The 23,490-nt window shown below is 69.2% G+C and carries 21 protein-coding genes and 1 riboswitch; of the genes, 3 read left to right on the top strand and 18 right to left on the bottom strand.

The genetic code is table 11. From position 1 onward, the window contains the following. Positions 1-20: 20 nt before the first annotated feature. A complete protein-coding gene (locus DIE02_RS30015) occupies positions 21-1,235 on the top strand; it encodes an MFS transporter (protein WP_044846360.1) in 1,215 nt (404 codons plus the stop codon). Between the two features lie 83 nt (positions 1,236-1,318). On the opposite strand, the gene DIE02_RS30010 is transcribed toward DIE02_RS30015, so the two are convergent. Next, on the bottom strand, positions 1,319-2,461 hold the full coding sequence (locus DIE02_RS30010; RefSeq protein WP_044846361.1) for a branched-chain amino acid ABC transporter substrate-binding protein: 1,143 nt from the start codon (positions 2,459-2,461) through the stop codon (positions 1,319-1,321). A 439-nt stretch (positions 2,462-2,900) separates the two neighbouring features. Continuing rightward, complete coding sequence (locus DIE02_RS30005; RefSeq protein WP_124486875.1) at positions 2,901-3,980, bottom strand: nitronate monooxygenase family protein; 1,080 nt, start codon at positions 3,978-3,980, stop codon at positions 2,901-2,903. Positions 3,981-4,250: 270 nt separating this feature from the next. Here DIE02_RS30005 and DIE02_RS30000 point away from each other — a divergent pair, with 270 nt between their 5' ends. Then, positions 4,251-4,943 carry a dienelactone hydrolase family protein gene (locus DIE02_RS30000; RefSeq protein WP_124486874.1) on the top strand — a complete coding sequence of 231 codons (693 nt, stop codon included), beginning with the start codon at positions 4,251-4,253 and terminating at the stop codon, positions 4,941-4,943. A gap of 81 nt (positions 4,944-5,024) precedes the next feature. Continuing rightward, a complete protein-coding gene (locus DIE02_RS29995; protein ID WP_124486890.1) occupies positions 5,025-6,503 on the top strand; it encodes an amidase in 1,479 nt (492 codons plus the stop codon). 97 nt (positions 6,504-6,600) lie between these two features. Here the strand turns inward: DIE02_RS29995 and metF are convergent, their stop codons facing one another. From metF to cheD, 16 genes are all read right to left on the bottom strand, one after another. Continuing rightward, the gene (gene metF, locus DIE02_RS29990) at positions 6,601-7,431 is read right to left on the bottom strand and encodes a methylenetetrahydrofolate reductase [NAD(P)H] (RefSeq protein WP_044846364.1); all 831 of its coding nucleotides are present in this window, start codon (positions 7,429-7,431) and stop codon (positions 6,601-6,603) included. Between the two features lie 24 nt (positions 7,432-7,455). Continuing rightward, positions 7,456-7,809, bottom strand: a complete 354-nt coding sequence (locus tag DIE02_RS29985) for a phage holin family protein (RefSeq protein WP_006477367.1) — start codon at positions 7,807-7,809, stop codon at positions 7,456-7,458. 173 nt (positions 7,810-7,982) lie between these two features. Continuing rightward, positions 7,983-9,401: an adenosylhomocysteinase gene (gene ahcY / locus DIE02_RS29980; protein ID WP_124486873.1), complete on the bottom strand. Its 1,419-nt coding sequence runs from the start codon at positions 9,399-9,401 to the stop codon at positions 7,983-7,985. Between the two features lie 34 nt (positions 9,402-9,435). Continuing rightward, positions 9,436-9,552: riboswitch (S-adenosyl-L-homocysteine riboswitch) on the bottom strand. Positions 9,553-9,630: 78 nt separating this feature from the next. Then, entirely contained in the window at positions 9,631-10,365 is a 735-nt protein-coding gene (locus tag DIE02_RS29975) for an RNA polymerase sigma factor FliA (protein WP_044846366.1), read from the bottom strand. 22 nt (positions 10,366-10,387) lie between these two features. After that, on the bottom strand, positions 10,388-11,206 hold the full coding sequence (locus DIE02_RS29970) for a MinD/ParA family protein (RefSeq protein ID WP_124486872.1): 819 nt from the start codon (positions 11,204-11,206) through the stop codon (positions 10,388-10,390). Next, entirely contained in the window at positions 11,199-12,989 is a 1,791-nt protein-coding gene (gene flhF, locus DIE02_RS29965) for a flagellar biosynthesis protein FlhF (protein WP_124486871.1), read from the bottom strand. The genes DIE02_RS29970 and flhF overlap by 8 nt, the downstream gene beginning before the upstream one ends. Beyond that, positions 12,986-15,088, bottom strand: a complete 2,103-nt coding sequence (flhA, locus tag DIE02_RS29960) for a flagellar biosynthesis protein FlhA (protein ID WP_124486870.1) — start codon at positions 15,086-15,088, stop codon at positions 12,986-12,988. The genes flhF and flhA overlap by 4 nt, the downstream gene beginning before the upstream one ends. Next, entirely contained in the window at positions 15,085-16,284 is a 1,200-nt protein-coding gene (gene flhB, locus DIE02_RS29955) for a flagellar biosynthesis protein FlhB (RefSeq protein WP_124486869.1), read from the bottom strand. The genes flhA and flhB overlap by 4 nt, the downstream gene beginning before the upstream one ends. Before the next feature lie 505 nt (positions 16,285-16,789). Next, positions 16,790-17,170 (bottom strand): DUF805 domain-containing protein, encoded by a 381-nt coding sequence (locus DIE02_RS29950; protein WP_124486868.1) that lies wholly within the window; start codon positions 17,168-17,170, stop codon positions 16,790-16,792. A gap of 362 nt (positions 17,171-17,532) precedes the next feature. Then, on the bottom strand, positions 17,533-18,030 hold the full coding sequence (locus DIE02_RS29945) for a VOC family protein (protein WP_044846372.1): 498 nt from the start codon (positions 18,028-18,030) through the stop codon (positions 17,533-17,535). A gap of 141 nt (positions 18,031-18,171) precedes the next feature. Further along, positions 18,172-19,431 carry a DUF3443 domain-containing protein gene (locus DIE02_RS29940; protein WP_124486867.1) on the bottom strand — a complete coding sequence of 420 codons (1,260 nt, stop codon included), beginning with the start codon at positions 19,429-19,431 and terminating at the stop codon, positions 18,172-18,174. Between the two features lie 16 nt (positions 19,432-19,447). After that, entirely contained in the window at positions 19,448-19,951 is a 504-nt protein-coding gene (locus DIE02_RS29935) for a DUF2844 domain-containing protein (protein WP_124486866.1), read from the bottom strand. A 284-nt stretch (positions 19,952-20,235) separates the two neighbouring features. Then, a complete protein-coding gene (gene cheZ / locus DIE02_RS29930; RefSeq protein ID WP_124486865.1) occupies positions 20,236-20,967 on the bottom strand; it encodes a protein phosphatase CheZ in 732 nt (243 codons plus the stop codon). A 1-nt stretch (position 20,968) separates the two neighbouring features. Then, on the bottom strand, positions 20,969-21,364 hold the full coding sequence (gene cheY, locus DIE02_RS29925) for a chemotaxis response regulator CheY (RefSeq protein WP_006754880.1): 396 nt from the start codon (positions 21,362-21,364) through the stop codon (positions 20,969-20,971). A gap of 67 nt (positions 21,365-21,431) precedes the next feature. Further along, a complete protein-coding gene (locus DIE02_RS29920; protein WP_044846376.1) occupies positions 21,432-22,526 on the bottom strand; it encodes a chemotaxis response regulator protein-glutamate methylesterase in 1,095 nt (364 codons plus the stop codon). Next, entirely contained in the window at positions 22,523-23,284 is a 762-nt protein-coding gene (gene cheD, locus DIE02_RS29915) for a chemoreceptor glutamine deamidase CheD (protein WP_124486864.1), read from the bottom strand. The genes DIE02_RS29920 and cheD overlap by 4 nt, the downstream gene beginning before the upstream one ends. Positions 23,285-23,490 lie beyond the last annotated feature (206 nt).

Below are 23,490 nucleotides of genomic sequence, written 5' to 3'. Positions count from 1 at the left end.
CGTCCATTCAAGAGCGTTCCGTGTCCGAATCCTCCTCCCGATCCTCGTCCGACTTTTCCGCGCCGCCCGACGCGCATCGCGTGCTGGCGTTGCCGGTCCGCCAGCGCGCACGCACGGCCACGATGGCGCTGTTCTTCGTCGCCGGCATGATGTACGCGTCGTGGGGCGTGCACGTGCCGACCGTGCGCGACAAGTTCGCGTTGAGCCCGGGGCTGCTGTCGATCGCGCTGTTCGCGGTCGCGGGTGGCTCGATCGCCGCGATGCTGACGATCGCGCGCTGGATCGCGCGCGTCGGCTCGCGCACCGCGTGCCTCGCGGGCGGGCTCGTGATGTCCGCCTGCGCGGCGCTGATCCTCGTGGTCCCCGATTACTGGATGCTGCTCGTCGTGCTCGCGCTGTTCGGCTTCTCGATGGCGACGCTCGACGTCGCGATGAATGCCGAGGCGAGCGCGGTCGAGATCGCGCTCGGCAAGCCGATCATGTCGTCGCTGCACGGGATGTTCAGCATCGGCGGGATGTCGGGGGCGGCGGCCGGCGGCGCGCTGCTGTCGGCCGGCATGGCGCCGGCCGTGCATCTCGCGCTCGCGGCGGCCGTCAGCGCCGCGGTGCTGCTCGCCGCGAGCCCGGCCGTGCTGCCCCACGTGCCGCATCACGAACACGCGCACGGCGGCGGCAACCGCTGGCGCTCGCCCGCGCTGTGGATGCTCGGCGGCATCGCGCTGATCGCACTGATCGCCGAAGGCGCGATGTACGACTGGGCGACCGTCTACATGCGCGACGTCGTCGCGGCGAGCCCCGCGCTCGCGAGCGCCGCGTATGCGGCGTTCTCCGGCGGGATGGCGGTCGCGCGTTTCGCCGGCGACGCGGTGCGCGCGCGCTTCGGCGCGCCGCAGCTCGTGTTCGCGAGCGCGTCGCTCGCGTGCGCCGGGATGATCGGCGCACTGCTGCTGCCGAACCCGATCGCCGTGCTGACGGGCTTCACGCTGATGGGCCTCGGCCTCGCGAACATGATGCCCGTGCTGTTCGCCGCCGCCGCGCGCGTGAAAGGCATCCACGCGGCCGAAGGCCTCGCGCACGTGGCCGGGCTCGCGTATTTCGGACTGCTGTTCGGTCCGGTCGTGATCGGCGCGGTCGCGCAGACGGCGAACCTGACCATCGGGCTGGCGGTCGTCGCGCTGTGCGCGGCGCTCGTCGCCGCGGTCGCGCCGAAGGTCCTCGCACACCTGAAGATCTGACCGCGCGGCGGGCGCGCCAAAAAGAAAGCGCGCCTGCGTTGCCGCAGGCGCGCTTTCACCCCTTCTGTCGACCGCTGTTCAGCTTACATCTTCACTTCGTCGAGCAGCGTCTTCTTGCCGCTCTTGTAGTTGTACAGCGAGATCACGCCGTGCTGCAGGTCGCCCTTCGAGTCGAAGGTCGTCGTGCCGATCACGCCCGAGTAGTTCGTCGCCGGCATCGCAGCGAGAATCTTCGCCGGATCCGTCGAGTTCGAGCGCTTCATCGCATCGACGATGATGTACACGGCGTCGTACGTGAACGGTGCGTAGATCTGGATCGGCTGGCCGAAGCGCTTCTCGTACTTCGCCTTGAACGCCGCGCCGCCCGCCATCTTCTCGAGCGAAGCACCGGCTTCCGAGCACACGACGTTGTCGGTCGCGTCGCCGGCCAGGTCGGCCAGCTTCTCCGTGCACACGCCGTCGCCCGCGAGGATCTTCGCGCGCAGGCCGAGCTGCTTCGCCTGTTTCGCGAACGGGCCGCCGGTGGCGTCCATGCCGCCGTACATGATCGCGTCCGGATTCTCGCCCTTGATCTTGGTCAGAATCGCGCGGAAGTCGACCGCCTTGTCGTTGGTCGCGTCGTGCGACATCACCTTCAGGCCGAGCGCCTTCGCCTTCTTCTCGAACTCGTTCGCGAGACCCTGGCCGTAGGCGGTCGAATCGTCGACCACCGCAACGCTCTTGATGCCCTTCGAGTGCGCGTAGTTCGCGAGTGCCGGGCCCTGCTGCGCATCGGTCGCCACCACGCGATACGTGGTCTTGAAGCCTTGCTGCGTGTACGCCGGGTTGGTCGCCGACGGCGAGATCTGCACGATGCCCGAATCGCTGTAGATCTTCGAGGCCGGGATCGACGTGCCCGAGTTCAGGTGGCCGACCACCGCGACGACCTTGTCGTCGACGAGCTTCTGCGCAACCTGCGTGGCCTGGCGCGGGTCGGCCGCGTCATCCTGCGCGTCGAGTTGCAGCGTGATTTTCTGGCCGCCGATCGTGAGACCCTTGGCGTTGATCTCCTCGACTGCGAGACGTGCACCGTTTTCGTTGTCCTTGCCCAGGTGTGCAATACCGCCCGTCAAGGGCGCGACGTGGCCGATCTTGACGACTTGATCGGCGGCCGCGTTGCTTGCCGCTGCAACGCACAGCATCGCCGCTGCGGTGATAGGCAACAGCTTTTGCATCTTGATATTCATGTAAGTCTCCAGTTTCGGTCCCAATAAACGCCATCGCCCGGTGCCCCGCTGCCATCCCTGTGTTTGCATTCACTGGACGATTCGCCGGTTGCATCGTTCATGCACTTGGCCTCAAGCACGTGGGAAGCAACCGCTTTTAGCAGCCGCCCGCCCGTACTTGCGCGCAAGTGTAGGTGATCAAATTAATTTGTGGGACTTTTTTGGGGTAGTGGTAACACTACCGATACGGGCGCTTTGGAATGACTGCTCGAATGTCGCCGCAAGCCCCGCCGGATAAGGGTTTCCGCTAGTTCCACGCGGCCTGGCGAAAGGTTGATTTAAAGCATTCCCGTGTCATTTCGATTCGGTATTTTGTGCGCGGGATCATTGAATGAAACGCGCGTGACAACGCGCGCGTTTCGTGTGCCGACGCGAGCCGCTCCGGCGGCCGTCAAATCGTTTACGCAGGCACCGCGCGCCATTCGGCGTCGAGCGCGTCGACGAGCTGCGACGTCGTCAGCGCTGCGCCGCGCCGCCTGGCGAGCGGCGCGCCCTGCCCGGCCCACAGCGACAGGTAGTCGCCGTCATTCGCGCGCGCGGCGGCCTGGCGCAGCGGCTGGGTCAGCGCGTTCTGCACCGGATACGGCGCGGCATCGGCCACGCGTTCGCCGAGCCGCATCATCAGCGCATTGCGCAAGCCACGCGCATGGCGGCCGGTGATCGCGCGCGTGACCTGCGTCGACGTATCGGCGCTCGCGAGCAGCCGCGCCTTCCAGTCCGCCGCGATCGCGCTTTCCGCACACGTCAGGAACGCGGTGCCGAGCTGCGCGCCCTGCGCGCCGAGCGCGAGCGCGGCGGCGATCCCGCGGCCGTCCATGATGCCGCCCGCGGCGAGCACGGGCAGCCCGGTCGCATCGACGAGCTGCGGCACCAGCGCGAGCGTGCCGATCAGCGCATCGTCGGCCGGGCCGATGAAGGTACCGCGATGGCCGCCGGCTTCGGCGCCCTGCGCGGACAGCGCGTCGGCGCCAGCCGCCCGCCACGCGAGCCCTTCGGCGACGTGCGTCGCGGTGCCGATCACGTAAGTGCCGGCAGCCTTCAGGCGCGCGACGTCGGCCGCGTCGAGCACGCCGAACGTGAAACTCGCGACCGGCACGCGCAGCGCGACGAGCGCGTCGAGCTGCGCGCGGAAGTCGGGCGCGTAACGCGCGGGCGTGCTGCCCGGCGGCAGCCCGAGCGTCGCGTTCAACGGATCGATCGCGGCGAGCGCGCGAGCGACGGTCGCCGCGTCGGGCGCGGCGTCGGGCAACACGAACAGGTTCACGGCGAACGGACGCGAAGTCGCCGCGCGAATCGCGGCGACTTCGGTCGCGAGACGGTCCGGCTCGAACGCGCCGGCGCCGAGACTGCCGAGCGCGCCGGCGTTGGACGCGCCCGCGACCATCGCGGCCGTGGTCGCGCCGACCATCGGCGCCTGCACGAGCGGCAGGCGCAGGCCGAAGCGTTCGGAAAACGGGGTGGAAAATGCACGGGCTGGCATGGCGAATCCTTCGGGGGCGATGCGCGAAAGCGCTTTGTAAAGGCCGACACGTCGACTCTATCGAAGCCGCACGCCGCCGAAAAATGAATAATCGAGATCGAAACGATCGCTGCGCGAGAAGCGGGTTCGGCACGCGGGTTCGAGCCGCGCATACCCGGCCGGCGCGCCGCTTGCGCGCGCTGCAGCGTCCGGGGATTGGTGGCACACTGGGCCGCCCCTATTTCCATCCACGGCGCGCATGTCGCGCGCCCGTTCGCCAGGAGTTCAAACGTGACAGCCCAATGGATCGACATCCCGACCGGTAACGACAGCTTCGGCGGCTATCTCGCGCTGCCCAAGCGCGGCAAGGGCCCCGCCGTCATCATCATCCAGGAAATCTTCGGCGTGAACTCGCACATTCGCGCGGTCGCCGACCAGTACGCGGCCGACGGCTTCGTCGCGCTCGCGCCGGACGTGTTCTGGCGCACGCAGCCGCGCGTCGAACTGACCTACGAAGGCGCCGATCGCGACAAGGGCATCGAATTGATGAAGAAGACCGACGTCGGCCTCGCGGTCGCGGACATCGGCGCGGCCGCCGACGCGTTGCGCGCGCGGCCCGAAGTCGCCGGCAAGGTCGCCGCGATCGGCTACTGCTTCGGCGGCCAGCTCGCGTACCGCGCGGCCGCGGCCGGCAAGATCGATACGGCGGTCGCCTACTACGGCGGCGGCATCCAGAATGCGCTCGACCTCGCCGGCAAGATCACGCAGCCGATCCTGTTCCACTACGCGGAGAACGACCACGCGATCCCGCTCGCCGCCGTCGAGCAGGTGAAGGCCGCGTTCGCGGGCCGCCACAACGCGTCGTTCCACCTGTACCCGGGCGCCGAGCACGGCTTCAACTGCACCGACCGCGCGTCGTACAACCAGCGCGCCGCGGCGCTCGCGCACGGCCGCACGCTGACGTTCCTCGCCGAACACCTGTAAAGGCCGCCGGCGGCGGGTCCGGCGCGCCGGGCCCGCGTTATCCTCCTTTCATCGCCACGAGTCACAACGGGGGTGACCGCGATGCACTCGGACTATCTCGCGCATGACGCGATCGGCCTCGCCACGCTCGTGCGCGAACGCAAGGCGAGCCCGCGCGAACTGCTCGACGCCGCGATCGGCCAGGCCGAGGCGGTGAACGGCGCGATCAACGCGATCGTGCTGCAGGACTACGACGCCGCGCGCAAGCGGGCCGAGCAGGCCGGCGACACCGGCACCGACGCGCCGTTCGCGGGCGTCCCGTATCTCGTCAAGGATCTGGGCGCGGCGGTCGCCGGGCTGCCGCTGTCGATGGGCAGCCGGCACTATCGCTACTTCGCTCCCGCCGACGATTCGCCGCTGATCGCGCGCAGCCGCGCGGCCGGGCTCAATGTGTTCGGCAAGACCAACACGTCGGAAATCGGCCAGATGCCGTACACCGAACCCGAGCTGTTCGGCGCGTGCCGCAATCCTTGGGACGTCGATCACACGCCCGGCGGCTCGAGCGGTGGCGCGGCCGCGGCCGTCGCGGCCGGCATCGTGCCGCTCGCGCATGCGTCCGACGGCGGCGGCTCGATCCGGATCCCCGCGTCGTGCTGCGGGCTGTTCGGCCTGAAGCCGAGCCGCAATCCGGTGCTGGTCGACCTGCCTTCGAACGGCGAGCTGGTCGTCCAGCATGCGGTGTCGCGCAGCGTGCGCGACAGTGCGCTGCTGCTCGACGTGACGACCGGCCAGACGCTGCCGCCCGGCGCGCCCGGCACCTTTCTGGGCGCGCTCGACGCGCCGCCCGGCCCGCTGCGGATCGGCCTCGTCGTCGACCCGATGCTCGCACCGGCGCTCGCCGGCGACACACGCGCGGCGCTCGACGACGCGGCCGCGCTGGTCGAATCGCTCGGCCATCACGTCGAACCGGCGACGCTGAACATCGACTACGCGCGCGCGGCCGAAACCTTTCTCACGCTGTGGGCGACGATCGCCGAGGAGCTGGTGCTGGGGGCGCGCGCGCTGACCGGACGCACGCCGAAGCGCGCGGAGTTCGAGCCGGCGACGTGGGCGATGGCCGTCGTCGGCAGGCGCGTCGCCCGCGCGCGCCTGCCGGACGTGCTCGAATGGCAGCGCCAGCTCACCGTGCAGGTCGCGGGCCTCGTGTCGCGCTACGACGCGATCCTGTGCGCGACGCTCGCGGGGCCGCCGGTCAAGATCGGCGAGCTGCAGCCGACGCCGCTCGAAGCCGCGCAGATGAAGCTGCTCGGCGCGCTGCCGGTGAAACCGCTGCTGCGCGAGATGCTCGCGAAGGCGTCGGAGAAGGCGTTCGCGTGGGCCGGCTGCACCGAGCTGTTCAACCTGACGGGCCAGCCGGCGATGTCGGTGCCGCTCTGGTGGAACGCGCGCGGGCTGCCGATCGGCGTGCAGTTCGTCGCGCGCCACGCCGACGATGCGTTGCTGCTGAAACTCGCGCGCCAGCTCGAACAGGCGCGGCCGTGGTTCGACCGGCGCCCGCCGCTGATGCAGGCGCAGCGCTGACGCCGGCGCGGCGGGCGGACCGGCCGACCGGCAGCGAAAAAAAGCCCAGCCGGTTTTGCCGGCGGGGCTTTTGACGCATGCAAGCGCGTGATGACGCTTACATGGAGAGCCGTTCGCAGATCGTCCGCGTCGCGGCCGCCGCGTTCAGCGTATAGAAGTGCAGGCCCGGCACGCCCGCGTCGATCAGGCGCTGGCACAGGCTCGTGACGACGTCCGCGCCGAACGCACGGATCGCGTCGCGATCGTCGCCGAAGCTCTCGAGCCGGCGCGCGACCCAGCGCGGCACTTCCGCGCCGCACATTTCCGAGAAGCGCATCAGCTGCGAGAAGTTCGTGATCGGCATGATGCCCGGCACGATCGGCACGTCCACCCCCAGCTTGCGCGCATCCTCGACGAAGCGGAAATACGCGTCGGCATTGAAGAAGTATTGCGTGATCGCGGAATTCGCGCCGGCTTTCACCTTGCGCGCGAAGTTCTCGAGATCGGCCTTCGGCGAGCGCGATTGCGGGTGGTATTCCGGATAGCCGGCGACTTCGATGTGGAACCAGTCGCCATGCTCGGCGCGGATGAAGCTGACGAGCTCGGACGCATAGCGCAGCTCGCCGACCGCGCCCATCCCCGACGGCAGGTCGCCGCGCAGCGCGACGATATGCCGGATGCCGTGCGACCGGTACTGGTCGAGGATCGCGCGCAGGTTGTCGCGCGACGAGCCGATGCACGACAGGTGCGGCGCGGCCTCGAGGCCGTCCTTCTGCATGTCGAGCACGGTATCGAGCGTGCCCTGCTGCGTCGAGCCGCCGGCGCCGAACGTCACGGAGACGAATTTCGGCTTCAGCGGCAGCAGCTGCGCACGCGTCGCGCGCAGCTTCTCGACGCCCTCCGCCGTCTTCGGCGGGAAGAATTCAAACGAGAGTTCGATCGGTTTCATGATTCGCAAGAGTGAGCCCGGCCGTCAGCCGATGTCGCGCTGCCCGAAGATCAGCGCGGACAGCAGCCACGACACGATGCTGTACAGGATCGAACCGAAGAACGCCGACCAGAAACCCGACACCTCGAACCCCTTCAGCAGCGACGACGCGAACCAGAAGCACAGCGCGTTCACGACGAGGATGAACACCCCGAGCGTGACGATCGTGACGGGCAGCGTCAGCAGGATCAGCACCGGCCGGATCACCGTGTTGATCAGGCCGAGCACGACCGCGATGATCAGCGCGGTGCCGAAGCTCTTGATGTGGATCGACGGCACGAGGTACGTGATGATCAGCAGCGCGAGGGCGTTGATGACCCAGGTGAGGATGACGCTCATGGAGGGCTCCGGTTCGGTTGTCGATCTGGTCGGTCAATGCTCGGTGACCGCCGCCGGCCGCCGCGCGTGCCCGTGCAGCGGCGGACATGACGCGGCGGCCGGCGATCCGGCACCGTGCCGCCGTACCGCGCCCGCCCGATGCGGGACGCCCGCGGCACGGCGGCGGCGGCGCATCAGTAGCGGTAGTGGTTCGGCTTGAACGGGCCGTCCTTCTGCACGCCGATGTACGCAGCCTGCTCGTCCGACAGCACGGACAGGTTCGCGCCGATGCGCGCGAGGTGCAGGCGCGCGACCTTTTCATCGAGGTGCTTCGGCAGCACGTACACCTTGTTCTCGTACTCGTTGCCGCGCACGAACAGCTCGATCTGCGCGAGCGTCTGGTTCGCGAACGAGTTCGACATCACGAACGACGGGTGGCCGGTCGCGCAGCCGAGGTTCACGAGGCGGCCTTCGGCCAGCAGGATCACGCGCTTGCCGTCCGGGAAGATGATGTGGTCGACCTGCGGCTTGATGTTTTCCCACTGGTACTGGCGGGTCGACGCGACGTCGATTTCCGAGTCGAAGTGGCCGATGTTGCAGACGATCGCGTTGTGGCGCATCGCCTTCATGTGATCGTGGTTGATCACGTGGTAGTTGCCGGTCGCCGTCACGAAGATGTCGGCCTTGTCGGCCGCGTATTCCATCGTCACGACGCGGTAGCCCTCCATCGCCGCCTGCAGCGCGCAGATCGGGTCGATTTCGGTGACCCACACGGTCGCGCCCAGGCCGCGCAGCGACTGCGCGCAGCCCTTGCCCACGTCGCCGTAGCCCGCGACGACCGCGACCTTGCCCGCGATCATCACGTCGGTCGCGCGCTTGATGCCGTCGACGAGCGATTCGCGGCAGCCGTACAGGTTGTCGAACTTCGACTTCGTGACCGAGTCGTTCACGTTGAACGCCGGGAACGGCAGGCGGCCGTCCTTTTCCATCTGGTACAGGCGGTGCACGCCGGTCGTGGTTTCCTCGGTCACGCCCTTGATGTGCGCGAGGCGCGTCGAGTACCAGGTCGGGTCCGCGTCGAGGTGCTTCGCGATCGACTTGTACAGCGCGACTTCTTCCTCGTTGGTCGGCTTCGCGATCACCGAACGGTCCTTCTCGGCCTTCGAGCCGAGGATCAGCAGCAGCGTTGCGTCGCCGCCGTCGTCCAGGATCATGTTCGCGAATTCGCCGTTCGGCCATTCGAAGATGCGGTGCGAGAACTCCCAGTATTCGTCGAGCGACTCGCCCTTGAACGCGAACACCGGCGTGCCGGCTTCGACGATCGCGGCCGCGGCATGGTCCTGCGTCGAGAAGATGTTGCACGACGCCCAGCGCACGTCCGCGCCGAGCGCCTTCAGCGTCTCGATCAGCACGCCGGTCTGGATCGTCATGTGCAGCGAACCGGCGATGCGCGCGCCCTTCAGCGGCTGCTGCGCCTTGTATTCGTCGCGGATCTGCACGAGGCCCGGCATTTCGGTCTCGGCGATGTTCAGTTCCTTGCGGCCCCAGCCGGCAAGCGCCATGTCGGCGACGATGTAATCCTTGGAAGCCTGGGAATCGATAATGGCGTTCATCACGCCCTCCTTTCTAAAAAAGTTCTAGAAATTGGTGACGTGAGCGCCGTTCAGGAAGCGGGGCCGGTGCAAATATCGCCGCACGGCTGCTTGGTGAAGCTTTCCGAGCCTGGCGGACGCAGGATGGTCCGTCGCAACGCTCCTCGGAAAACGGGAGGGATTGTAGCAAATCGGCGCGGGAAATGCGCGCCGCGCGCCGCGTCGGCGCGCGTAGGCTGCCGTGAAAGGGTCAGTTCTCCGCGCCGACCCACGCCTGTTCGCGCAACCGCGCGCGCAGGCGCGCGACGGCCTGGCTGTGCAGCTGGCACACGCGCGACTCGCTGACCTCGAGCACCGCACCGATCTCGCGCAGGTTCAGCCCGCGCTCGTAGTACAGCGACATCAGCAGCTTCTCGCGCTCGGGCAGCCGGTCGATCGCGTCGACGAGCGCCTCGCGCAGGTGGTCGTCGAGCAGCGCCGACAGCGGATCGGCGTGATCGACGCGATAGCGGTCGAGGAACGGCTCGTCGTCGGCCGCGCGGTCGAAATCCTCGTAATAGATGAGCTGGCTGCCGTGCAGGTCCTGCAGCATCCCCTGGTATTCGTCGAGCGGCATCTTCAGGTGCTGCGCGATCTCGGTCTCGCTCGCCGAGCGGCCGAGCTGCTGCTCGACCTGGTGCACCGCGTGCTCGACCTCGCGCGACGTCTTGCGCAGGCTGCGCGGCAGCCAGTCGTTGCTGCGCAGCTCGTCGAGCATCGCGCCGCGGATGCGCTGGGTCGCGTAGGTCTCGAACTGCGCGCCCTGGTCTTCCTTGTAGCGGCCGGCCGCGTCCATCAGGCCGATCATGCCGGCCTGGATCAGGTCGTCGAGGTCGACGCTCGCCGGCATCTTCGCGACGAGCTGCAGCCCCAGGCGCCGCACGAGCGGCGCGTATTGCGCGAGCACGTCGGCCTGGGTCATCTTTCCCTGAGCGTTGTACATCATGGCTCTCTCCTTGCGGTGGCGCTCACGCGGCGTGCGCCGCACCCGCCTCGTAAGACGGCTTGCCGCCCGCATGCACGGCGCGCCCCGCGCCCGTGCCCGGGCGCATCGGCCAGTACAGCAGGTCGGCGGCAATCTGCCGGTAATCGCGCGCGGCGGCCGACGACGGAAACGCGTCGACCGCGGTATGCATCAGGTCGCGCGCATGCTCGACGAGCGGATCGGCGTTCACGCAGCCGGCGTCGGCGATCGACACCGTCAGGTAGCGGCTCGCGACGCCCGCGAGGTTGTCGAATGCGGTCCTCGCGTCGGCGTGGCTGCCGACGTGATTGGTCAGCACGCGGAACTGCGCGACCGCGTGCGCGAAATGCAGCCGCTTCATGCACGCGTACGCCTCGGTGATCGCCTGCGCGGCGACCCGCGTGACGATCAGCACGTCGTGCGCCTCGCGCGCGAGCGCGGAGAACCCGCCGTCGGCGCCGAGCTGCGCGTCGACCAGCACGATGTCGGCCTGGCCGTCGACGAAGTCGCTCAGTTCCGTATCGTCGTAGCCGTCGCGTGCGAGCCGCGCGGCCGCGCACAGGCCGAAGCCGGCGGCGACGCGCGTGCGTTCGCCGTCGCGCAGCCACGCGCCCGCGAGCGTCGCCGTGGCCGAGTGCACGTCGGCGCGCTCGTCGACGACGAGCACGTCCTTGCCGAGCGCGGTCAGCGCCGCCGCGAGGTTCACGACGGTGGACGTGCAGCCGACGCCCGCCGGCCCGCCCGTCACCGCGACGATGCGCGACGCGCGCCCGGCCAGCAGGCGCCGCAGCCCTTCGGCCTGATCGATGATCCGTTTATCCAAATCGCACCTCGTGCAGCTCGGCGGTGGAACGTGCGGTCAGTGCGGACAGCAGCGTCGGCATGTCTTCGTCTTGCGGCACGAAGGGCGAGCCGTCGCGCGGCACACAGAACGCGCTCTTCAGCAGGAATTTGGTCGACGCGACGTACAGGTTCTCCGGCACCTTCTGGCCGGTCGACACGTAGTGGACCGGCAGCTTGTAGCGGATCACCGTGTCGAGCACGCCGCCGAGATGGGTCGCCTCGTCGAGCTTGGTCAGGATGCAGCCGGCGAGATCGGGGTGTGCCGCGTGCGGATGGTCGGCCGCGCTGCGGTAGGCCTGGACGACCTCGTTGAGCGTGTCGCCGTGGCTCGTCGCGTTGAGCAGCAGCAGGCGCTGCACCGGCGCGTTCGCACCGTGCAGCATCGCGATCTGGTCGGACAGCGCGCGGTCGCGCTGGCTCATGCCGATCGTGTCGATCAGCACGATGTGCTTGTTGCGCAGCTCGGACAGCGCAAGCTCGAGATCGCCCGCATCCTTCACCGCATGCACGGGGACGCCGAGGATCTTGCCGAAGATGCGCAGCTGCTCGTGGCCGCCGATCCGGTAGCTGTCGGTGGTCAGCAGCGCGACCTTGCTCGCGCCGAAGCGCATCACGCAGCGCGCGGCGAGCTTCGCGGTGGTGGTCGTCTTGCCGACGCCGGTCGGCCCCATCAGCGCGAACACGCCGCCGCGCTCCATCAGCGCGTCTTCGCTCTCGAGCACCGGCAGGTTCGCCGCGAGCACCGACTGCGCCCAGTCGGCGGCCTGCTCGAAGGTCTGCGCGCCGTCGCCGGACGGCAGGTTGTCGACCAGCATGCGCACCAGCTGCGCGGAGAAGCCGGCCGAGAACAGGTGCCGGGTCAGCGCGCCGTGCACCGGGCTGCGGCGCTGGCGGTCGTGCCACATCAGGCTGTCGAACTGCGCTTCCATCATCCCGCGCATCGCGCCGAGCTCGTGCATCACCGTGTCGTTGACGATGCTCTCGACGCGCGTCTTCACCGCGTCGGCCACCGCGGCGGCGGCCTCGGCGGACAGGCGCGTGCGTTCGGCCGGCTTCGCGGCGCCCGTTTCGCCCTGGCGGGCCGTCGCGGCAGCGGCCGGCGGCATCCGGCGCTCGGCGTCGCGCACGATGTCGCGCGCCCAGGCGGCCGGCGTCGCGGGTGCGGCGTCCTGCCGCATGCGGGCCGGCGCTTGCGGGGCGGCCGGCGCGGCCTGCGCGCGGGCGATCAGCGCTTCGCGCTGCTGGGTCAGGCGTTTCGCGTGCTCGACGAGCCACGGCGCGGGTTCGGACGCTGCCGCCGGCGTGCCGGCAGCGGTGATCGGCGCAGCGGGCGCCACCGGCGCAGCCGATGCCGCGGCCGTTGCGTGCGCGTCGGCCTCCGCGTCGAAGGCGGTCGATTCCGCGGCCGGCTCCGTCGCTTCGGCGCGCGCGCCGAACACCGAGGAAAACACGTCCGGGAGCCCGCCCTCGCCTGCCGCATACGGATTGACGGCCGGGCGCGCGAGCCCGGCACCCGGACGCGACACGATGCCCGGCACGGCTGCGGCCGGCACGGATTCCGGCGTGCGCGGCGGGAGGCTGCGCGCCCGGGCCGCGGCCGGCGGCGCGACCGCGGCGAGATCCGAATCGGCGAGCGCGACGATTTCGACACTGCCGTCATCGAGCGTGCGGTTCGACAGCACGACGGCGTCGGCACCCAGTGCCTCGCGCACGAGGCGAAGCGCGTCGCGGCTGGTCGCGCCGGTGAATTTGCGAATGTTCAAGCGGAACCCCCGATGACGTTAACGACTTTGATCGTGCGCGTGTCCGGCACTTCGGCATACGACAGCACTTTCAGTTGCGGCAGGCTGCGGCGCAGGAAACGCGCGAGCATCGCGCGCAGCGCGTGCTGCACCAGCAGCACGGGCGGCAGCCCGAGATTCTGTTGACGCAGCATCGCTTGCTGCGTGCCGGTCAGAAGGTTGTGCGCGAGGCCGGGTTCGAGGCCCGGGTTCGCGCCGGTGGCGAGCGCCTGCGACAGCACGCGCTCGAGATTCGAATCGAGGCCCATCACCTGCATCTCGCCCGCGCCCGGATACCACTGCTGCGTGATCGCCCGGCCGAGCGACAGCCGCACCGCGGCGGTGATCTCGTACGCGTCGCCGCGGCCCGCGTGTTCGGACACGGCCTCGAGGATCGTGCGCATGTCGCGGATCGGCACGCCTTCCTCGAGCAGGTTCTGCAGCACTTTCTGCAGCGTCGTCAGCGAGATCGTCTTCGGCACGAGGTCCTCGACGAGCGACGGCGCATCCTTGCCGGTGCGCTCGACGAGCGACTGCACTTCCTGGCGGCCGAGCAGCTCGGCCGCGTGCTGCACGACCAGATGGTTCAGGTGGGTCGCGACGACCGTGCTCGCATCGACGACCGTGTAGCCGTACACCTGCGCCTGCTCGCGCATCGCGACGTCGATCCACACGGCCGGCAACCCGAACGCCGGATCCTGCGTCGTGGCGCCCGGCAGCGCGGCCGTCACCTGGCCCGGGTTGATCGCGAGCCACTGGCCCGGGAACACTTCGCCCGTGCCGATCTCGACGCCCTTCAGCGCGATCCGGTATGCGTTCGGCCGCAGCTCGAGGTTGTCGCGGATGTGGATCACCGGCGGCAGGAAGCCGATTTCCTGCGCGAATTTCTTGCGGATGCTCTTGATGCGCTTGAGCAGCTCGCCGTCGCTGTTCTTGTCGACGAGCGGGATCAGCCGGTAGCCGACTTCGAGGCCGAGCGGATCGATCAGCTGCACGTCGTCCCAGGTCGCCTCGTGGCTGTCGCCCGGCAGCGCGGCGGGCGGTGCGATCTCGGTCACGTCGCCGGCCGCCACGCGGGCCGCCGCGCGACGCGTCTGCGTGCGGGCCAGCCAGATCGCGCCGCCGCCGAGCGCGAGGAACGCGACGTGCGGCATGCCCGGGATCAGCCCCATCAGCACGATGATCGCGCCGGTGATGTTGAGCACGCGCGGGTTGGTGAACAGCTGGCCGGTGATCTGCGTGCCGATGTCCTCGTCGGTCGCGACGCGCGACACGATCACGCCGGCCGCGGTCGAGATCACGAGCGACGGGATCTGCGCGACGAGGCCGTCGCCGATCGTCAGCAGCGTGTAGTTGGTGCCGGCCGCGGCGAAGCTCATGTCGTGCTGCACCATCCCGACGATCAGACCGCCGATCACGTTGATCGCCATGATGATCAGGCCCGCGATCGCGTCGCCGCGCACGAACTTCGACGCGCCGTCCATCGACCCGTAGAACTCGGCTTCCTGCGACACGGCGAGGCGCCGCTTGCGCGCCTGTTCCTCGTTGATGAGGCCCGCGTTCAGGTCGGCGTCGATCGCCATCTGCTTGCCGGGCATCGCGTCGAGCGTGAAGCGCGCGGACACTTCGGCGATCCGCCCCGCGCCCTTCGTGATCACCATGAAGTTGATGATCATCAGGATCACGAACACGACGATGCCGACCGCGAAGTTGCCGCCGACGAGGAAGTGGCCGAACGCCTCGATCACCTGGCCCGCCGCGTCGGGGCCGGTGTGGCCTTCGAGCAGCACGACGCGCGTCGACGCGACGTTCAGCGACAGCCGCAACAGCGTCGAGAACAGCAGCACGCTCGGGAACGCCGCGAAGTCGAGCGGCTTCATCGTGTACATGCTGACGAGCAGCACCATCACCGACAGCGCGATGTTGAAGGTGAACAGCAGATCCAGCAGCAGCGGCGGCAGCGGCAGGATCATCATCCCCAGGATCATGCAGATGAGGATCGGGCCCGCGAGCGCGCGCAGGTTGGTGCCCGCGAACGGGTTCGCGCGCTTGGCGAACAGGCCGGTGGTCGGGGTGCTCATGCTGCGTTCCCTTGCTTGCCGAGCGTGTCTTCGGCTTCTTCACGCTCGTCGTCGGCGGCGACCGACGACCCCTTGTCGAGGTCGGCCGGCACGTCGAGATCGACCGGCGCGGCCGGGAAGGCGCCGCCTTCCGAGCGGAAACGCTTGAGCTGGTAGACCCACGCGAGCACTTCGGCGACAGCCGAGTACAGCGAGCCGGGAATCTCGCGTTCGAGTTCGACGTTGTGATACAGCGCACGCGCGAGCGGCGGCGCCTCGAGCAGCGGCACGTTGTGCTCGGCCGCGAGTTCGCGGATGCGCGCGGCGACGAGGTTCACGCCCTTCGCGACGACCTTCGGCGCACGCATCTCGCCGTCCGTGTACTGCAGCGCGACGGCGAAGTGCGTCGGGTTCGTGACGACCACGTCGGCCTTCGGCACGGCGGCCATCATCCGGCGCCGCGCGATCGCGCGCTGCTGCTGGCGGATGCGGCCCTTCACGTGCGGATCGCCTTCGTTCTCGCGATGCTCGCGCTTCACTTCTTCCTTCGTCATGCGCAACTTCTTGTTGTACTGCCAGAGTTGGTAAGGCACATCGAGCGCGGCGACCACCAGCATCCCGGCGACCGTCGTGCCGCAGCACACGGCGACCAGATGCATCGCATCGGCGAGCGCCGAGCCGAGCGGCTGGGTCGCGAGACCGAGCAGCTCGTCCTTGCTGCGCCAGATCGCGATCCCGCCGATCCCGCCGACGACGAGCGTCTTCGCGAGCGACATCCCGAGCTGGATCGGCCCCTGGATCGAGAACATCCGGCCCAGGCCCGAGATCGGGTTCAGGCGGTCGAACTTCAGCTCGAAGGTCTTCTGCGAGATCAGCCAGCCGCCGAGCGCCATTGGCGCGAGCAGCGCGGCGAGGCCGGTGAGCGCCAGGATCGGCAGCAGCGCGGCGAGACCCTCGAGGCTCGCGCTGCCGGCCGCCGACAGCATCCGGTGCGTGTCGAACGCGGTCGCGCGGTCGAACGCGAACGCACCGCGCAGCATCGTCTGGAGGTGGGCGCCCGACGGACCCGCGAGCAGCCACGCGCCGTAGAACCCGGCCGCGAGCAGCGCGAACGAAGCCAGCTCGCGCGAACGCGCGACCTGCCCCTCCTCGCGCGCCTTCTCGCGGCGCCTCGGAGTGGCGGCTTCGGTTCTGTCGAGATCGCTCTCGTCTGCCACGGGGCCTCCAGTCGGGTACGGCGAAATGCCGTTCTCCAGTGACACCGATTATTCATGCGCGCGTCAAACGCCGATCGGTCGAGCAAAGCCTGGAAAGGGGGGTATTTCGAGGAATCGGGCGAGCGGGGGCGGCGGACAGCCGGCGGGCGGGTGCGGCGCGCGGGGAGACGATGGAAACCGCGTTCGCGGGGTGGCGGGGTGGCGGGGTGGCGGGGTGGCGGGGTGGCGGGGTGGCGCGGTGGCGCGATGGTGCGATGGCGCGGTGGCGCGGTGGCGCGGTGGCGCGGTGGCGCGGTGGCGCGGTGGCGCGGTGGCGCGGTGACGTGGTGACGTGGATGAAGGTGTGAAGCGGGGAAGCGGGGAAGCGGGGAAGCGGCGAAGCGGGTAATGGGGAAACGGTGAAGCGTGGGATCTGCCAAGCAGCCAAGCAGCGAAGCAAGGCAGCCGTGAAGCGATCGTCGGCCCGCCCCGACACGACGGCGTCGCGCGTCGGGGCGGGCGGCGCTCAGATCGCTGGAATCGGATCCGAGCCGTAACGGTTCGGGCCGTCGGTGCCGCGCGAGCACATCCACACGAGCAGCAGAATCCCGCCGACGAGCGGAATGAGCGCGATCAGCAGGAACCAGCCCGAGCGACCCGTATCGTGCAGGCGGCGGACGGTGACCGCGAGGCTCGGCAGCACCAGCGCGAGCGACACGACGGCCGCGACGATCATCAGCAGCAGCGAGATCGCGCTCGTGTCGCGCCCCACCATGGTGATCGCCTGGCAGAGGATCGACACGACGCTCGTGAGCAACGCGAAATACCAGTATTCCGCGCGGCGCGCGCGGCCCTCGAATTTCGCGTATTGATTGAGTGCGGCACGAACGGCTTCACTGAAACTCATCTTATTGCCCTCATGTTTTATATCGACGACCTCGGAAACAACGCGGGCATTATAAGTTTGAATTTCTTCGCATCGCATCTCCTTTCGCATGCTGACCGTCTCTCACGCCGTCTTTCGCATTACCGGAGCGGCCGCAGCGGCCGCGTGCCGTATCGCCAACGCGCATGTCACGTCATTTTTATAATCGCGACGACCTGACACAAATAGCAACAAGATAATCCGCGACTTGATTACACCAGCGTGAAACGCATCTCGCTCGATAATCGAAACGATCGTTCTGCGCTGATTGACCGACCGGCCGGGAATATCGCCGGACGTCGCGCGCGCACGTCGAAAACGGCGCGTCCTCCGGCCGGCGTTCTCTAACCGGCCGCCGCCTGCTGCAACGCGCCGAGATCGAGCTTTTTCATCTTCATCACCTGCGCCATCACGCGTTCGGCGCGTGCCGGGTCGCCCGCCATCAGTTCGGGCATCTGCACCGGCACCACCTGCCACGACACGCCGAAGCGGTCGCGCAGCCAGCCGCACTGCTGCGCGCGCTCGTCGCCGCCTTCGGCCAGGGCCGCCCAGTAGCGGTCGATCTCCTGCTGGTCGCGGCAGTTGACGACGAACGACACGGCCGGTGTGAGCGGGAACGCCGGGCCGCCGTTCAGCGCGAGAAACGCCTGCCCGTCCAGTTCGAACGACACCGTCATCACCGCGCCCTCCGCCTGCCCCGACGCCTGCGCGCCGGACTTGCCGTAACGGGCGACGTGCAGGATGCGCGCGTCGTCGAACACCGACACGTAGAAGCGGGCGGCCGCCTCGGCGTCGTGGTCGAACCACAGAAACGGCGTGATGCGTTGGATACGCTGGCTCATGGCGCTGTCTCCTCGATGTCGTGCCGGCACCGGTGCCGGTCTTATATCGTAGGCGCTGGCGCGGCGTTCCCCGGTAATCCGGGTTGAACCATAAAAAAGGGGGCGATCGCTCGCCCCCTTCCTGCTGCCGCTCGTGCGCGATCAGAACGCGACGTAAGGCTGCGCGCCGCCGGTCGCGGTCCGGTCCATCCCGAAGTAAATCGTCTTGCCGTAGAAGTGCGGCATGCCGAGATCGAGCCAGCCGGCCGCGCCGAACGGGCCGGCGATGTCGTTGAACGCGAACGTCGACGCATTCGCGAACAGCGAATCGGCGTTCGCGACGGGCATCGACACGCCGCCCGACTTCCCGTTCTGGCCGGTCAGCGTCGCCGTATAGGTGGTCGTCGACGACGGGCAGTAGAACTGCGTGTTGGTCGTACAGGCCTTCTGCGCCGAATCGTTGAAGAAGTACGCGTTCGAGCCCGTATCGAAGAACGCGGTCACGTTGCCGCCGAGGAACGTCGCACTCACGTCGCCCGTCGTCGTCGACGTCAGCACCGTCGACGCCCCCAGCGCATTGTTGCCCTGCGTGCCGATCCCGAACGTCAGCAGGCCCGTCGCGCTGCCCTGCCCGCTGCTCGAGATGTTCGGCATCTGCACGATCACGCCGTTGTTGTCGGTCGCGAAGCGATGGACCGGGTTGGCCACCTGCTGCGCGACCGGCACCAGCGCCACGGCGCAGCTCGCATTGCCGTTCGGGCACGCGTAGTAGTTGTTGGACGTCGCCGACGTCGACGTCGCGCAGCTCGTGCCGCAATCGACCGGCGCCGGCCCGATGCCGAGGATGCCGTTCGCGCCGAGGTCGCTCGCCGTGTTGGCCGACGTCCTGGCGCCGTTGTTCGAGCACGAGCTCGGCACGTTGGTCGTGCCGAGATCGCCGATGATCTGCACCGGCATCGAACCCGCCTGCTCGGTACCGATCGACAGGTCGACGGTACGCACCGAGCCCCACGTGAAGCTCGACACGAACTTGCCGCACTCGGCGACCGGCGCGCCGCCGCTCGTCGTCTGCGGCAGGTTGTTCAACACGCCCGACGACAGCGCGCTGCTGACCAGCCGCAGCCCGTACGACGCGGTGTCGACGAGCACGTTGTTGACCACCTGGCAGTTCGTCGTGCCCGGCACGCAGATCTTCACGTTGACGGTCGGGATATTGATCACGTGCGCGACGCCGGTGCCGACCGTGATCACGGCCGTGTTCGCGGTATTGCCGTCCGATACGTTGGAACCATTGCCGCCGCCGCTGCCGCCGCTGCCGCCGCCGTTGTCATCGCCGCCGCCGCAGGCGGTCACGAGCATGGCCGTCACGGCCGCGACGCTCAGCAGCCCGAGCCAGCGCCTGAAGGTACGAGGAATTCTCAAGATCGCTCTCCCGCTGTCACTGGATGTCGTTGCCGGTCAGCCCGGCAGGCAGCGCCGCCGGCAGCCATGCCTGGCCCGCGAAGGCGCCCATGTGGCCGCCCGTGCGGATCACGAGGCCGCTCGTGTCGACGGACACGGGCGCGCGCCAGCCGCGCGCCGCATGCGCCGCCTGGACGCCGGCGGTGTACTGCGGGAAATAGCTGCCGAGCAGCGACTCGAGATCCGGCATGCTCGGCCCGCGCCAGGCGAGGCCGAACACGGTGCCGGCCGCGCTCGCGTATTCGTGGATGACGGTGCCCGATCCGAGCGTGATCTCGCGGACGGTGTAGGCGGCCGCGCTCGCCTGCGCGCCGTCGGCGGAGCGCATCGCGCGCTGCAGCGCGCGCACCGTGGCGGCGTGATCGTCCGCCGGCGGCGACATCGGTGCGCCGCCCAGTTCGGCCTGTGCGTGGACGGCCCACAGCACACCCATTGCAGCCGTCGCGTGCGCGGCGGCCCAGCCCAAGCGTTTCAGCTTCACGTTCCCCCCCAAAGGGACTGGCTTCGTTGCCGGCGGTGCCGCCATCAGGCACGGCGCCGCGGGCCAACAAATCAAAGTCTTAAGAATGACGCTTCGTTGCTGCTGATGCGTAGTATGCCTGCGGAGTGTGTCGGAGTGTCAAATCAACGATGCATGACGCGGCGCAGCATGACGAGCGACACGACCCGCGCGCGGGGGGCTCGGCGGGAGAGGCAGGGTGAAAGCCCCGCACACCGGGCGCTCCGCGAACGGAGCGCGGCGCGGTGGCGTGCGGTGCGGCACGGTCAGAAGCCGAGACTCGCGAGCAGGTCGTCGACCTGCGCCTGGTCCTGCACGACGTCGGACTTGCCTTCCGGTGCGATCTGCGGCCCGTTCAGCAGCGACTCGGGGCTGCCGGTCGCGCTGATCTGCTCGGCCGCGAGCGCGGCCGCGGTCGCCGCGAACTGCTCGCGCCGCTCGGGCGCGATATTCTCGACGAGCACGGTGAGCAGCTGCTGCTCGATCAGATAGACCATGTCCATGATCTTCTTGATCACCTGCCCGGTCAGATCCTGGAAATCCTGCGCGAGCATGATCTCGAGCAGCTGCGCGCTGGTCGCGGACGTCGCTTCGGGCAGCGCGCGCAGGAACGTGCGCGTGTCGTCCATCAGCTCGCGCACGTCCGCATGCTCGATCGGCGCCGCGTACCACTGCGCCCAGCGCGCGTCAAGCGCCTCGGCCTCGCTCTGGATGCGCGCCTGCACCGGCTTCGCGACCTCGATCGCGTTCAGCACGCGCTCGGCCGCCTGCTCGGTCATCGTCGCGACGTAGCGCAGCCGGTCGCGTGCATCGGGCACGGCTTCCGCCGCGCGCTCGACATGCTTGTCGAGCCCGAGCTCGCGCATCGAATCGCGCAGCGTGCGCGTGACGTGGCCGATGCGCGCGAGGATCCGGTCGCTCGCGTAATCGGCGCCTTCGGCGTGGCCGTCGGCGCTGAACGCAGCGCCGGCGAGCGCCGCATGGATCGGCTCGTTCACGTCAGCTCCCGGCCTTGGCCATCTTGTCGATGATCTTGTTCAGCTTCTCGTCGAGCGTCGCGGCCGTGAACGGTTTCACGACGTAGCCGCTCGCGCCGGCCTGCGCGGCCGCGATGATGTTCTCCTTCTTCGACTCGGCCGTGACCATCAGCACCGGCAGATGCGTGAGCGTCGCGTCCGCGCGGATTTCCTTCAGCATCGCGAGGCCGTCGAGGTTCGGCATGTTCCAGTCCGATATCACGAAGTCGAAGCCGCCGCCGCGCAAGCGCGCGAGGCCGGCCGCGCCGTCCTCGGCTTCGTCGACGTTCGTGTAGCCCAGTTCCTTGAGCAGGTTGCGGACGATCCTGCGCATCGTCGGGAAATCGTCCACCACCAGGATTTTCATGCTCTTGTCCATCGTCGTTCCTTTGCAGATTCGTTACCGTCGGGGCCCGCGGCTTCGCACGTGCCCCGTGACATTTCATTCAGACGCGTTGCACGCGGTCACCCATCGTCGCCAGCCGCGCCATCACGCGCCGGCTCATCTCCGCAAGCGGCGCGACCTCGTCCGCGCCGCCGAGCGCGATCGCCTCGCGCGGCATCCCGAACACGATGCAGCTCGCCTCGTCCTGCGCGAACGTGTGGGCGCCCGCGCGCTTCATGTCCAGCAGGCCGGCCGCGCCGTCGCGCCCCATCCCCGTGAGGATCACGCCGATCGCGTTCTTGCCCGCGTGCTGCGCCGCCGAGCGGAACAGCACGTCGACCGACGGCCGGTGGCGGTTCACCGGCGGCTCGTCGGACAGCTGCGCGATGTAGTTCGCGCCGCTGCGCGCGAGCAGCAGGTGCGCATGGCCCGGTGCGATGTACGCATGGCCCGGCAGCACGCGCTCGCCGTGCTCGGCTTCCTTCACCGCGATCCGGCACAGGCCGTTCAGCCGCTGCGCGAACGACTTCGTGAAGCCGGGCGGCATGTGCTGCGCGATCAGCACCGCCGGCGCATCCGGCGGCAGCGGCGTCAGCACCTCGCGGATCGCCTCGGTGCCGCCCGTCGACGCGCCGATGATGATCAGCTTCTCGGTACTGACGAGCGGGTTGTTGATCATCGGCGCGGCCGGCTGGCCGCTCGCGGTGCGCGCGGCGGCCGCCTGCGGCTGCGGTGCCTGGCGCACGCGGGCGCGCGACGCCGCGCGGATCTTGTCCGCGAGCTTTTCCGCGTAGTCGAGCATGCCGTCGCGGATCCCGACGCGCGGCTTCGTGACGAAATCCACCGCGCCGAGTTCGAGCGCGCGCAGCGTGATCTCGGAACCGCGCTCGGTCAGCGACGACACCATCACGACCGGCATCGGCCGCAGGCGCATCAGCTTCTCGAGGAAGTCGAGGCCGTCCATGCGCGGCATTTCGACGTCCAGCGTCAGGACGTCCGGGTTGTGCTGCTTGATGAGTTCGCGCGCGACGAGCGGATCCGGCGCGGTCGCGCATACCGTCATGTCGGGCTGGCTGTTGATGATCTCCGTCATCAGGCTGCGGATCAGCGCCGAATCGTCGACGCACAACACTTTGATCTTCTGCACTGCGGTCATGCCTCCTGCTTTCTCGAATGGTTGGCCGCGTACGGGCTGCCGGCGTTCGGGCTGGTGGCCTTCGCGTTCGCCGGCTGCGCGCCCGCGCCGCCGCGTGCGCCGAACAGCTCGATGCGCGGGCGCGCCGGCTGCGGCGCGGCCGGGCGCTTCGCCGCGAACAGCTCGACGTGCGCGCGCGTCCGGGCGGCGTGCACGCGGTCGGCCTCGCGCGCCAGCGCGGCTTCGCGCTCGGTCACGCCCGGCACCTGCAGCCGCAGCTTCTTCACCATCGCGCGCCCGCTGCGCGGCATGAACGCGACCTTGCGCGGGTGCACGCCCTGCAGGTCCTCCGCGGTGATGCGGATGCGCTCGAGCGCGAGATAGCGGCGCACGAAATCCGCGTTGCGGTCGCCGATGTTGATGGTCGTCATCCCTGCCAGCACGGCCGCGCCGCCGAACACCTTCGCCTCGAGGCGCTCGCGGCGCCCGCCGGCCTTGATCAGTTCGTTCATCAGCACTTCCATCGCATACGCGCCGTAGCGCATCGACTCCGATGCGGCCGCGCCGGCGTCGGCGCCGTCGTCGGGCAGCATGAAGTGATTCATCCCGCCGATGCCCGCGATCGGGTCGTGCAGGCACGCGGCGACGCACGAGCCGAGCACGGTCATCAGCACCATGTCCTCGGACGTCGTGTAGAACTCGTTCGGCAGCAGCTTCACGCCGGGGCGCTCGAAGTGGTTGTCGAAGTAACGATTGGTGGCGATCGGCAGCGCGCTCATCCGCGTTCTCCGTAAGCGGGCGCGGCGCCCGCGGCACGCGCATGGGCGCGCGGCGGCACCGCCGCGGCCGGCGCCGCGCCGCGCGGGCGCAGGGCCGGCGCGGCGGCGTGCGCCCGGGGGCCGTGCGTGGGGGGGGGGGGGGGGTGGGAGACCGTGGGGCCGCGGGGGCGGGGCGCCGGGGGGGGGGTGGGGTGATTGTCGGGTTG

Source organism: Burkholderia sp. Bp8991 (assembly GCF_003853795.1).
Classification (GTDB): Bacteria; Pseudomonadota; Gammaproteobacteria; order Burkholderiales; family Burkholderiaceae; genus Burkholderia.
The sequence above is the reverse complement of the archived record's forward strand: the minus strand, read 5'-3'. Positions and strand labels throughout refer to the sequence as shown.